The sequence below is a fragment of the Flavobacterium sp. LK-23 genome, assembly GCF_058135255.1.
Genome location: NZ_JBYUVT010000012.1, coordinates 36065 through 48737 on the forward strand (window position 1 = coordinate 36065; position 12673 = coordinate 48737).

Sequence of the window (12673 nt, forward strand, 5' to 3'; positions counted from 1 at the left end):
TCCCAATAGAGTTCCTTTTTTTTATTAAAAAGAAAATGAATTAATCTTCATCGTCTTCGTCTTCTTCGTCATAATCAGTATCTGCTTTGTCATCATCATCGTCATCATCGTCACCACCGTCAGTATCTGGCTTGTCAAGATTATCATCATCTTCGTCATCGTCATTGCTAATATCATCATCAAGATCAATACCTTTAACTGGCGCAATTGCATCTACATCAACATCTAAATCATCATCTTCATCGTAGTTTTCAATTCTGTCAGCAAGTTTAGTACTAATTTTTACCAAGTAAATTGTATCTTCAGTACGAACTTCTACAGCTTCAACCAATTCGTTTTTAGCATTTCTAAAACGGATAACATCCGAATCATCATAACCGTCAGGAAATTTTTCAACCAAAAGGTTTAAAATTTCGTTGGTAAGTTTGGCGTAGTCTACTATAACTCTTTTCATAAATTATCTTATAAATCTAATAAGTATGCAAAAATTAACGGCGCAACGATTGTAGCATCCGATTCAATAATAAATTTTGGGGTTTTGATGTCTAATTTACCCCAAGTGATTTTTTCATTTGGAACTGCTCCAGAATAAGAACCATAACTAGTTGTTGAATCTGAAATTTGGCAGAAATAACTCCAAAATGGAACATCGTGCATTTCCATATCTTGGTATAGCATTGGCACTACACAGATAGGGAAGTCACCTGCGATACCACCACCGATTTGGAAGAATCCAATTCCGTTTGAACTGTTTTTAGAATACCAATCCGCAAGGAAAGTCATGTATTCAATTCCAGATTTCATGGTAGATGCTTTTAGTTCTCCTTTAATTACGTATGAAGCAAAGATATTACCCATTGTACTATCTTCCCATCCTGGAACGATAATCGGTAAGTTTTTCTCTGCAGCTGCATACATCCAGCTATCTTTTAGATCAATTTCATAATATTCTTCTAAAACGCCAGACAACAACATTTTATACATAAATTCATGTGGGAAGTAACGCTCACCTTTGTCATCAGCGTCTTTCCAAATTTTGTAAATATGTTTTTGTAAACGACGGAAAGCTTCATGCTCAGGAATACAAGTGTCTGTAACACGGTTTAATCCTCTTTCTAATAAAGCCCACTCATCTTCTGGTGTTAGATCACGATAGTTAGGAACTCTCTCGTAGTGAGAGTGAGCTACTAAATTCATGATGTCTTCTTCTAAGTTTGCTCCAGTACATGAAATAATATGCACTTTGTCTTGTCTGATTACTTCGGCAAAAATTTTACCAATTTCTGCTGTACTCATTGCGCCAGCCATACTTACTAGCATTTTAGCACCATCAGCTAATTGCTGCTCATAAGCTTTTGCAGCATCTACTAATGAAGCAGAGTTAAAATGCAAATAATGTTTTTCAATAAACTGACTGATTGGTCCTTTCATTTTTTTTGTTTTTTTTTTTTGAATTAAAAAGTTTTAACCTTTTTGGATGTTAATGCAAATTAAGAATTTTTTAAGAAAAATTATTACTTAATCTGCCCTTTTTTTTACACCTTTTTTTTGTATCCTAAAATCTTTAAAACGTCGTCTGAAGTTTGTTGTTCTGAGAACACTTCGGTTGCCAGAATTCCATTTTCATCACGATCAATTAAAATATGTTTAGGTTGCGGAATCAAACAGTGGTGTAGACCTCCGTATCCTCCAATTGTTTCTTGATAAGCGCCAGTATTAAAGAATCCAATATACAAAGGCTTCTCTTTGTTGTATTTAGGCAAATAAATGGCGTTCATGTTTTGCTCAGAATTGTAATAATCGTCACTATCACAAGTCAGACCTCCTAACAGAACCCGTTCGTAAGTATCATTCCAGCGATTTACTGCCAGCATAATAAAACGTTTGTTTATAGCCCAAGTATCTGGTAAAGTGGTAATAAAAGATGAATCAATCATATTCCATTTTTCTCTATCATTTTGTTGTTTTTGATACAAAATCTGATAGATTGCACCACCGCTTTCACCTACAGTAAACGATCCAAATTCCGTAAAAATATTTGGAACATCAACTTCGGCTTCATCACAAGCAATTTTAATCTGATTGATAATTTCATCAATCATATATTGATAATCATATTCAAAGGCAAGTGAGTTTTTAATTGGAAAACCACCACCAATGTTCAAACCGTCTAGAGTAGGGCACTCTTTTTTAAGAGCAATGTATACTTTAATACATTTTACAAGCTCATTCCAGTAATATGAAGTATCGTTTATACCAGTATTAATGAAAAAGTGAAGCATTTTCAGCTCTAATTTATCATTTTCCTGTATTTGTTTTTTATAGAAAGAAACTATGTTTTTGTAACCAATACCTAATCTAGAAGTATAGAACTCAAATTTAGGTTCTTCTTCGGCAGCAATACGGATTCCGATTTTGAATTTTCCTTTAATTTCTGCCTGAAGCAAATCTAACTCTTCATAATTATCAATAATCGGAATAGTGTTCTTATGTCCGTTGTTGATTAATCTTGCAATGTTAGCAATATATTCATCTCTTTTAAAACCATTGCAAATTACATAAGTACTTTTATTGATTTTTCCATTTTCTAATAAATTCTCCACAATATTCACGTCAAATGCAGATGAAGTCTCGATGTGAATGTTATTCTTGAAAGCTTCATTCATAATGTATTCAAAATGAGAGCTTTTTGTACAATAACAATAGTAATATTTTGCTTCGTATTTATTCTTTTCCATTGATTTTCTGAACCAAGCTTTTGCTTTGTTAATATTTTCAGAAATCTGAGGCAGATAAGTAAACTTTAATGGTGTGCCATATTGTTCAACCAATTTCATCAAATCGATGTTGTGAAACAATAGGTTGTCTTTGTTTAGTTTGAATTCCTCTTGTGGAAAGTAGTATGTTTGATTTATTAGATCAGAATATTTTGTATTCATTTATTTGTCAATGTTTAGAGATTGTAATTTTACTTAATGTTAGGCTTTCTGGGGCTTAATCTTAAATTCAAACTCTAATATTGGCAAATATAATTGGCAGTTTTTCATGCTCAGCTTTAGTACATTGGAAAACATCAAAACAAAACGGGCTTTTACTATTATAGAAACGGTTCAACATTCTTAATAAAGAACTATTGAGTCTGTTTCTGTAAGAGCTAAAGTGCCTTTGCTGATTCTTTGTTTTCATGGGGCAAATGTAAAAAATAATATATACCAAATGCAATGCTTTTGATTAAAAAAAGTTTAAGATTTATAATCCTCAAACGCTTCTAGAATCAATTTATTTTCAACGGATTGGTTAATTTTTATTTTTCCGATTCCTTCAATCAATGCAAATTGAATTAAACCGTATTCATTTTTTTTGTCGTGAATTAGCAATTCTAAGATCGGATCGATATCTTTTTCTTCAAAAATTACATCGTCATAAATGTCTTTAATCACTGCTTTAATCTCTCTATATTCTTCTACAGATATTAATCCTTTTTGAAGAGAAATATAACTCTCCAAAATCATACCAACTGCAATGGCTTCTCCATGTAGTAAAGTGGTTTTTTCTTCACTTTCTAGAAAATATCCTTCAATGGCATGTCCTAACGTATGTCCGAAGTTTAAAGCTTTACGGATGTTTTTCTCTGTTGGATCCTGAATAACGATTTCATTCTTGATTTCAACCGAACGATAAATCAATTGATCTAATTCATCAAAAACAATGGATTTCAAATCTGAAAATTGTCTCCAGTACGGCGCATCATAAATTAACCCGTGTTTTAGCATTTCTGCCAAACCAGAACGCATTTCGCTTTGTGGTAAAGTTTCCAAATACTGGGTATCAATTAAAACCATTTGAGGCACATTGATAACACCAATCTGATTTTTAAGATTCCCTAAGTCAACACCTGTTTTTCCTCCAACAGAAGCATCAACCATAGATAATAATGTAGTAGGGATATTAATGAAATTTACACCTCTTTTGAAAGTAGAAGCAACAAAACCACCTAAGTCTGTAACAACGCCACCTCCTAAATTAATAACTAGCGATTTTCTATCAGCACCAAGTTCTGTCAATATATTCCATATCTCGATACAAGTCTCAATGTTTTTATTGGCTTCACCAGCTTCAAATTCAATGATTTCGATCGCTAAATCTGTCTCTAATAAAGGAATAAATTTAGGTAAACAATGTTCATTGGTCTGATCATCTACGATTATAAATATGTTAGAATATTTATTCTCTCTCAAATGTTTATTTAAAGCTTCGTAAGCATTCTCATTAAAATGTACGAGATAATTATTGGCTTGGATAGATTGCATAATTCTGTTGTTAATTGAAAGCGCAAAATAAGGCATTTTTAACGTAATAATATTCAAACTTCTGGGCTAATTTGTTTTAAAATAAATTAGCCTATATCATTTAGCAGCTTTCTTAAATTCAAAATTTCGCCTGTATAGCTAATTGCATTTGCTAGCAATTAGTGCTTCAGCATCACGATAGCCTTTGCTTTTTGATATATGCAAATACTTACATGCATTACTATTGTCATTTTCTTGGAGATAACAAATTGCAAGGAAATATTCTGTTTTTCCGCCATTTAAGCCCGGATACTTTAAAGCATTCAAAAGATAATTTATCGCTTTTTTTGACTGGCCGGCTTTTAAATAGTAGAAACCAATATTTTGTGCAGCGTAAATACTTTTGGGATCAATTTTTAAAGCTTTTTGGTAAGACTCAAGAGCTTCATCCATTTTTTTCTGTTCTTCAAATTTTTGTCCTTCTGTAATTAAATCTGCGATTAAAAGATCATTTTTACGCTTTTTAAATGCAGCTTCTTCAGCATCAGTATTCTGAATTTTAGACATTAATTGTTTTGCAACCGAATAATTTTTCTCTTTTGCTAAGTTAAAATACTTAAGAGCATTGGCTTTATCATTTTCTTTTAAATAACAAATACCTAAGAAAAACTCTGTCTTTCCGTCATTTAAACCAGGCGATTTTAATGCTTCAAGAAAAGCATTTATTGCTTTTTTATTTTGCCCTTGCTTTAAATAATTAAATCCTATATTTTGAGATACGTACACATTTCTAGGATCAATTTTTAATGCTTTTTCATAGGAATGTAAAGCATTGTTTAAATCCGATTTGTTTTCAAAATTCTGGCCTCCAATTAGATAACTTGTAATTAAAAGTTCATTTTTTTGTATTGTTAAGATACTATCTTTAGGGAATTTACTCAATCCTTCATCAATAAACTTAAGTAAATTTCGATAATTATAGCCTGAATATTGAAGTCCGCGAGCTGCAATATCCCATGTTTGAGGCATTGGTCTGTATTGTGAAAACAACTTGTTCTGTTTTATTATTTCTAATGTGTCCCTTTGAGATATAGCAAATTTAATTGCATTATTAAATATGTCATAATTTCTTGGACGCAAATAAAAAGCTTGTTTTGAATAAATATAAGCACTATCAATATTTCCTTTATGTTTAGAAATGACTTGCTTGTAAAACTCAATACGTCCAGCATAACCATTAATTTTACTTGCTTTTGAAAAACAGTTAAGTGCCTTTTCGTAATTTTTCTCGCGTACATAATAAATTCCAGCATATTCATAAAATGACTCTGAACTACTAAGTGTATTGGGATACGCTGGCATTTTATTCACTACTTCATCTCCGCTAAGAACACCTTTTGTGTTCATGTTTATATCGTCACTAGCAATTAAGTACTCTAAGTTTGAGGCTTTATAAATTATAAAAGCAGAATAACTTGTTAGTAGAGATACTATAATTATAATTGAAGCTATAATTTTAAATGAAATTTTATTTGATGGCACGATTTGATCTATTTCAGTATTAACCAAGCTCAAGGCTAAAATCAAATTAAAAAATATTGCCATTGTAGGCCTGTACATCGGGAAATTAAAGAAAGAATCTATCCCGTAAACAATTAGCAACATCAATGTTAAGATTGCGATAAGTTGCTTTTCGTTGCTATTTGGCTTAATTATCTTTTTCAAATTAATAATTAAAAGATAAATAAATATAGAAAGGTAAATTAAACCATTAAAAATACCTGTTTCAGCCAAGATTTCAAGAAAGTCATTATGGGCATGCAAAGAAACAGTTGAATCGTTAGAAGTAGTCCTTTCATAAGGAATGGATTCGACTTGATAATTACCTAATCCAATTCCAAAAATTGGATTTTTTTCGCTCATTTTAATTGCATTACCCCAAAATGTTAATCTAGCTTTTGATGAAGCGTCATCAGCATTAATCTGGCTAACTCTGTTCTCCAACGATGCATATCGTTCCTTGTCTTTAGATTTTTCAAAAATTGAATTTACAAATAATACAGCTATTAAAACAGGAATTATTAAGTATATAATCCTTGTGAAATTCGATTTGCTAAGAGATCCTTTAAGCAGATAAATGATATAGACCGTATAGATTAAAAAAAGATTTATTAAAGGAGTCCTTGCACCAGTTAGAAAAATGACTGCACTTACAGAAAATAATGCGACGAGAAGGAACCATTTTTTATAACCATCGTAATAAGTTATTCCAAGCAATAAAAATGGAACTTTGATTGTAAGACTTGCTGCAAGTATATTTATATTTCCTGTATTTCCTTTCATTGCATGCAAAAGATCTATTATGGAAGCATGTCGCGGAATAATTATAAAATTGCATAATTGCAACCAAGCCTGCAAGAAAGCGCTAATACCTACGATTATAGCAATTTTATAAAGTAGATCTAGCTTGTCTTTAAGTAGAATAGTGAGATTTATGAATAAGCAAAAAACAATTACTATTTCAGTAAATTTAGTATAAACTAGAGATGTGTTTTTTGCGGCAAAAAGAGATATTCCGCAAAGAAATACAAAAGCTAAATAAAGTTTAAAAAGAAAACTCTTTTTTAATATTGCCAATGCGGTAATTGAAGTTTTATCTGAATAAAAATAAAAGCCCAATAGCATATTTATCAATGACAAATAAAGGAATTGAGGATTGATGATTTCTAAACTTTTAAAATAAGGAAAAAAGTCAATTGCGAGTAATGAAATAATAACTGTTAGAACAGTAAAGCTTGAAGTGCTTTGCTTTTTTTTTGTTTCATTAAGTATTTTATCAATTGCATTCATAACACTCATTTTTTTGCAAAATTAGTAAAAATTCAAAGTAATTTCTTACTTATTTAGAAAATAATTATTCTATTGCATTCTTTAGCTAAAATTGATTTCTTTTTTATTGCTAAAATTGAAAAATATGATACCATTTAGTGAATAATATTCAAAACACTCTATATCTTTGCACAAAAACTAAACTTAATGGAAAAAATATTCGATAACACACAAGTTGCGTTTTCGCTGAAAAGTGATACAGAACTTGATAGAGCTTATTTCCTTTTCAAAATGATTGACAGTGAGCCTCTAGTAAGAATAGGAACTGCTGTAACAAATTTTGCAATTAAAGCTCATTTACCAGTAGAAGGATTAATTCGTGCAACTGTTTTTGATCACTTTTGTGGTGGTGTAAACGAAAACGACTGTCTTACTGTTGTAGATAAAATGTTTACAAAAGGCGTTTCGTCTGTTTTAGATTATTCTGTTGAAGGAAAAGAAGAAGAGGAGCAATTTGATGCTGCATTAGAAATGACTTTAAGAACTATTGATTTTGCTAAAGAACGTTTAGCAATTCCGTTTGCAGTTTTTAAACCAACAGGTTTAGGTCGTTTTGAATTGTATGAGAAATTAGGAGAAAAACAAACTCTTAATCCGGCAGAACAAGCAGAATGGGATAGAGTAGTGGCCCGTTTTGATAAAGTATGCGGCGAAGCTCATAAGAAAGATGTTGCCTTATTAATTGATGGTGAAGAAAGCTGGATGCAAGATGCAGCTGATGATTTGGTTACCGATATGATGCGCAAATACAATAAAGAAAAAGCGATTGTATTTAACACTTTGCAAATGTATCGTTGGGATCGTTTAGATTATTTGAAAAAACTTCATGAAGTTGCCAAATCTGAAGGTTTTTATATCGGAATGAAACTAGTTCGTGGCGCTTATATGGAAAAAGAAAACAAAAGAGCCGAAGAAAAAGGTTATGTTTCTCCAATCTGTGTTTCTAAAGAAGCTACAGATATCAATTATGATAGTGCTGTACAATATATGTTAGAGCATATTGAAAAAATGGCCATTTTTGCAGGAACTCACAATGAATTGAGCTCTTATAAATTAATGGAAATGATGGCGCAGAAAGGAATCGCAAAAAATGATTCTAGAATTTGGTTCGGACAATTATACGGAATGAGTGATAACATTAGCTACAATTTAGCAGAAAATGGCTATAACGTTGCGAAATACTTACCATTCGGACCTGTAAAAGATGTTATGCCATACTTGATTCGTCGTGCAGAAGAGAATACTTCTGTTGCTGGTCAAACTAGCCGTGAATTATCTATGATTAAAGCAGAACGTAAACGCAGAAAAGGGAAATAATTTTTAGTTTTCAGTCTCAGCTTATAGTTTACAGTTTATATAAAAAAGCTTCAATTTTCATTGAAGCTTTTTTTATTGGAATCTGGATTATAAAAACTGAAATTTTAAATTAAGAGTTACTAAACTGTAAGCTGCTTAGATTCTTATAAATTCCGTTTTCTAGGTTTATTAATTCCTGATGTGTTCCTTCTTCAGAAATTCTTCCGTTATCTAAAACTAAGATTTTGTCTGCATTTCTAATGGTAGAAAGCCTGTGAGCAATAATAATACTTGTTCTTCCTTCCATTAAAACTTCTAGAGCTTCTTGAACTAGTTTTTCACTTTCACTATCTAAAGAAGAAGTGGCTTCGTCTAAGATCAAAATGCTTGGGTTTTTAAGCAAAGCTCTGGCAATTGCGATACGCTGACGCTGACCTCCCGATAGCTTGACTCCGCGTTCTCCAACCAAAGTTTCAAATTTCTCAGGGAAACCATCTACAAAATTAAAAGCATTAGCTTGTTTAGCGGCGGCTATAATTTCTTCTTCTGAGGCATTTGGATTTCCATAAGCGATATTTTCTCTAATAGTTCCTCCAAATAAAATTACATCTTGAGGGACGATACTCATATTGCCGCGAAGATTTTCTAAATCATAATCGTAAATATTTTTTCCATCAACTAAAATTTCTCCTGAAGTTATATCGTAAAAACGCAATAAAAGCGAAGAAATAGTAGATTTGCCGGCTCCACTTGGTCCAACGATTGCTATTTTCTGGCCGAATTCAGCATTGAAATTCACATCTTTTAAAACCTGAACTTCTTTTCTTGAAGGATAACTAAAAGCAACGTTATTGAAAGCTACATTTCCTTTTATTTTCTCAACTGCCGAAAGCCTTGGCTTAGCATTGATTTCTTCTGGAGTTTCTTCTAATAATTCAAAAACACGCTCTGTTGCGCCAACTGCTTTTTGAATTTGTGCGTACATTTCTGCAATTCCACCAAAAGAAGCACCAATAAATGTAGTGTATAACACAAACGAGATTAAATCACCCACACCTTCAACTTCTCCTTTAATCGTTAATGTGATTCCGTACCAAACAACAGCAACAACGCATCCGAAAAGGCAAAGAATAATAAACGAAGCAAAATAACCTCTGTATTGACCACCTTTAATAGCGATTTTTACAATCTCTCTAATTTTGTTTTTATAGCGCTGAATTTCGTACCATTCGTTAGCAAATGCTTTTACATTACTAATTCCTTGCAGCGTTTCTTCAACTATAACCTGGCTTTCGGCAACTTTATCTTGTGTTTTTTTTCCGTATTTACGAATGAATCTTCCAAAGATCACAGCAGCAACTGCTACAATAGGCACAATTGTCAGCATCATTAAGGTTAATTTTGGACTAATGCTTCCTAAAATTACAAAACCTCCAATAATTAAAATAAACTGACGCAGAAACTCTGCAATAGTGGTGCTGAAAGTATCTTGCAATTGCGAAATATCGGCACTGATTCTACTATTAAGTTCTCCAACACGTTTTTGAGAATAAAACGACATGGGTAATTTTATCAGATTCTCATATAATGCAAAACGAATATTAGAAAGAGAGTTTTCGGTAAAATTTACAAACAATGAAATTCTGAAAAACGAGAAAATTGCCTGAAGTCCAAGAATTACCATTAAACCAAGAGCAATTTCGTTTGCTTTAGAAAGATCTTTATTCGTAACGCAATCGACCAACATTCCCATCAATTTAGGAAAGGCTAGGGCAGTGGCGCTTGTTAAAAATAAGAAAATCAAACCTAGGAAGAATTTCCATTTGTGGTTTTTAGCGTATTTAAAAATTCGGAGAGCTTTTTGAAGGGAGTTAGAGTTTAATTTAGCTTTAGGTAAATCATTTTCTTGAAATCTTGCCATTTGAATATACAATTAAGGTACACAAAGGTATGACTATAGCAAATGAATACAAAAAGAATATTCTGAATTAGCTTTCGAGCATTGAATTTTTAACTTAAATTTAGAAATTGCAGATTTTTTTGCTTTTTTAATTCACTGAAAAATAGTTTTCTAGATATTTTTATTGATGTTTTTTTACTTTTTTCAAAAAAAGGCTTGGAAATATAAAATCTAGCTGTATATTTGCACTCGCAATCACAAACGATAGCAACCTAGTAAAATAGGGCGATTAGCTCAGCTGGTTCAGAGCACCTCGTTTACACCGAGGGGGTCGGGGGTTCGAACCCCTCATCGCCCACAAAAATATCCTTAAGAAATTAAGGATTTTTTTTTGAATTTCCTGAATGCAATAAATTGTAATTAGCAATCAGATTTGGGGAGATACTCAAGCGGCCAACGAGGGCAGACTGTAAATCTGCTGTGTGAACTTCGCAGGTTCGAATCCTGCTCTCCCCACAAAGAAACAAAAATCCTGTAAGTCTTTTGATTTACAGGATTTTTCTTTTTTAGTAGCTTACTTTATTTCTATATTTCCGCACAGAATTTCTTTATCTCTTATTTTATAAAAAAGATTTTGTCCCTTTAAACTAAGTTCTGTTCGCAAGACACCATATTTATCTCCTCCAATCAAACGAAACACTACAACATAAAATGCAGTTGATTCTTTTGGTTTAATAGTCCTATTTAATGAAGATGGTTTATCAATATTCTTATCAAAAAAAGGTTCTAAGTTTATCAAACCATAATTAAACAAAGGTATTTTCTGAATTGTCATCGTGTCAGATGGAATCAATGTTTTGTAATATTTTCCAGGCAGAGTAGGAATCTCATAAGAATCTATAGGAAAGTTAATTTTCAATTCAATAGAATTATCTGTTTCATTGATTATTCGAGTCCAAAATACAGCATAAATGTATTCGTTTCCTTTAGGATCAGTATATTTTATTCCGCCTTTGGGCAGACTATTTTGTACTATTAGACTTTTGTCTTTAGAATTAGTGTATACATATTTAGTATAAATGCTCTTATCAATATTACTATTAGATTTTTTATTCTTTTCTGTATTCTTTACTGAATCTAAAGTTTGTTTATCAACAGTATCAAATCCTGAATTAATATCTTTCTTACAGGAAAAAAGTACGGTTACTAGTATCAGTAGTATTGTTATTTTATTCATTTTCTGTAAATAATAAATTGATTTCTATTTCAAGCAATTTAAAAAATATTTTAGGTTAATACATTAACCTTTTTAATATAAACAATAGCCCTATAGCAAGAACAGTTAGAATGTTAAGTTTATGATTTTTGGAGGAAACTGGAATTATATAAAAAAAGACCTTATTTTGATACTTTAAAGTCTTAATAGGCAAAAATATACATTCAATTCATCTTTAATTTTGCAACTCCAAAAATTAAAAATTTGATGTTATGACTGAATTGAATATACCTGACTCTTTATTGATAAAAAAATACGTAGAAGGCAACGAAGAAGCATTCTCAAAATTAATCAACAGACATAAATCTCGAATATATGCTTTTATATACTCGAAGATTAAGGATACAGATATTGCAAATGATATTTTTCAAGATACGTTCATTAAAGTAATTAAGACACTAAAAAGCAACTCTTACAAGGAAGAAGATAAATTCGTTTCTTGGGTTATGAGAATTTCTCACAATTTGATTATGGATCATTTCCGTAAAATAAAACGAATGCCAATACATAGAGATACCGATGAATTTTCCATTTTTTCTATTCTATCTGATAATTCTCCAAATATTGAAAATAGAATAATTACAAACCAGATTCAAATTGATTTAAAAAAACTCATAGAAGAACTCAATGACGATCAAAAAGAAATAGTTGAAATGCGATTATATCGTAATATGAGTTTTAAAGAAATATCTGAAGAGAAAGAAATTAGTATAAATACAGCGTTAGGAAGAATGCGTTACGCAATAAACAATTTAAGAGCAATTATTAAGAAAAATAAAATTACACTAATATAAAAAACTATTCTACATTTAAGATATAATATCTGACAAAAAGAATATTTTTACGAGACATTTTTTTCTATCTTTGAAAATTAAGAAAAGTACTCATTTATGGAACAGAAAATTCATCAGGGGAGAAACGTTAAATGTTTTAGAGAGATGCTAGGCATAAAACAAGAAGCATTGGCTTATGATCTGGGAGAAGACTGGAACCAGAAGATAAAGCTCTAGAAAAACTAACGAA

At 31.3% G+C, this 12673-nt stretch carries 9 protein-coding genes, 2 tRNA genes and 1 pseudogene; 5 read left to right on the forward strand and 7 right to left on the reverse strand.

Annotated features, from left to right (window positions below):
* Positions 1-40 precede the first annotated feature (40 nt).
* From AC3Y25_RS16830 to AC3Y25_RS16850, 5 genes are all read right to left on the reverse strand, one after another.
* A complete protein-coding gene (locus AC3Y25_RS16830) occupies positions 41-454 on the reverse strand; it encodes a DNA primase (protein ID WP_379801030.1) in 414 nt (137 codons plus the stop codon).
* Between the two features lie 8 nt (positions 455-462).
* Positions 463-1431 carry a deoxyhypusine synthase family protein gene (locus tag AC3Y25_RS16835; RefSeq protein WP_095931202.1) on the reverse strand — a complete coding sequence of 323 codons (969 nt, stop codon included), beginning with the start codon at positions 1429-1431 and terminating at the stop codon, positions 463-465.
* 104 nt (positions 1432-1535) lie between these two features.
* Positions 1536-2939 (reverse strand): type III PLP-dependent enzyme domain-containing protein, encoded by a 1404-nt coding sequence (locus AC3Y25_RS16840; RefSeq protein WP_095931203.1) that lies wholly within the window; start codon positions 2937-2939, stop codon positions 1536-1538.
* Between the two features lie 303 nt (positions 2940-3242).
* The gene (aroB, locus tag AC3Y25_RS16845) at positions 3243-4310 is read right to left on the reverse strand and encodes a 3-dehydroquinate synthase (protein WP_489903527.1); all 1068 of its coding nucleotides are present in this window, start codon (positions 4308-4310) and stop codon (positions 3243-3245) included.
* Positions 4311-4448: 138 nt separating this feature from the next.
* Positions 4449-7139, reverse strand: a complete 2691-nt coding sequence (locus AC3Y25_RS16850; RefSeq protein ID WP_489903528.1) for an O-antigen ligase family protein — start codon at positions 7137-7139, stop codon at positions 4449-4451.
* A 186-nt stretch (positions 7140-7325) separates the two neighbouring features.
* Here AC3Y25_RS16850 and AC3Y25_RS16855 point away from each other — a divergent pair, with 186 nt between their 5' ends.
* Positions 7326-8495 carry a proline dehydrogenase family protein gene (locus AC3Y25_RS16855; protein WP_489903529.1) on the forward strand — a complete coding sequence of 390 codons (1170 nt, stop codon included), beginning with the start codon at positions 7326-7328 and terminating at the stop codon, positions 8493-8495.
* A 109-nt stretch (positions 8496-8604) separates the two neighbouring features.
* Here the strand turns inward: AC3Y25_RS16855 and AC3Y25_RS16860 are convergent, their stop codons facing one another.
* Complete coding sequence (locus tag AC3Y25_RS16860; RefSeq protein WP_489903530.1) at positions 8605-10395, reverse strand: ABC transporter ATP-binding protein; 1791 nt, start codon at positions 10393-10395, stop codon at positions 8605-8607.
* Positions 10396-10657: 262 nt separating this feature from the next.
* Here AC3Y25_RS16860 and AC3Y25_RS16865 point away from each other — a divergent pair.
* Both AC3Y25_RS16865 and AC3Y25_RS16870 read left to right on the forward strand, forming a co-directional pair.
* A tRNA-Val gene (locus AC3Y25_RS16865) sits at positions 10658-10732 on the forward strand.
* 77 nt (positions 10733-10809) lie between these two features.
* A tRNA-Tyr gene (locus tag AC3Y25_RS16870) sits at positions 10810-10890 on the forward strand.
* Positions 10891-10948: 58 nt separating this feature from the next.
* Here the strand turns inward: AC3Y25_RS16870 and AC3Y25_RS16875 are convergent.
* Entirely contained in the window at positions 10949-11611 is a 663-nt protein-coding gene (locus AC3Y25_RS16875; protein WP_489903531.1) for a hypothetical protein, read from the reverse strand.
* 251 nt (positions 11612-11862) lie between these two features.
* Between AC3Y25_RS16875 and AC3Y25_RS16880 the strand changes: the two genes are divergently transcribed.
* Together AC3Y25_RS16880 and AC3Y25_RS16885 are read left to right on the forward strand one after the other, a co-directional pair.
* On the forward strand, positions 11863-12444 hold the full coding sequence (locus AC3Y25_RS16880) for an RNA polymerase sigma factor (protein WP_489903532.1): 582 nt from the start codon (positions 11863-11865) through the stop codon (positions 12442-12444).
* 96 nt (positions 12445-12540) lie between these two features.
* Positions 12541-12648 (forward strand): annotated as a pseudogene (locus tag AC3Y25_RS16885) (XRE family transcriptional regulator); the annotation flags it as partial.
* Positions 12649-12673 lie beyond the last annotated feature (25 nt).

Coding starts and splice junctions, on each gene's coding strand:
- AC3Y25_RS16830 (WP_379801030.1), bottom strand. CDS start 454: ATGAAAAGAGTTATAGTAGACTACGCCAAACTTACCAACGAAATTTTA.
- AC3Y25_RS16835 (WP_095931202.1), bottom strand. CDS start 1,431: ATGAAAGGACCAATCAGTCAGTTTATTGAAAAACATTATTTGCATTTT.
- AC3Y25_RS16840 (WP_095931203.1), bottom strand. CDS start 2,939: ATGAATACAAAATATTCTGATCTAATAAATCAAACATACTACTTTCCA.
- aroB (WP_489903527.1), bottom strand. CDS start 4,310: ATGCAATCTATCCAAGCCAATAATTATCTCGTACATTTTAATGAGAAT.
- AC3Y25_RS16850 (WP_489903528.1), bottom strand. CDS start 7,139: ATGAATGCAATTGATAAAATACTTAATGAAACAAAAAAAAAGCAAAGC.
- AC3Y25_RS16855 (WP_489903529.1), top strand. CDS start 7,326: ATGGAAAAAATATTCGATAACACACAAGTTGCGTTTTCGCTGAAAAGT.
- AC3Y25_RS16860 (WP_489903530.1), bottom strand. CDS start 10,395: ATGGCAAGATTTCAAGAAAATGATTTACCTAAAGCTAAATTAAACTCT.
- AC3Y25_RS16875 (WP_489903531.1), bottom strand. CDS start 11,611: ATGAATAAAATAACAATACTACTGATACTAGTAACCGTACTTTTTTCC.
- AC3Y25_RS16880 (WP_489903532.1), top strand. CDS start 11,863: ATGACTGAATTGAATATACCTGACTCTTTATTGATAAAAAAATACGTA.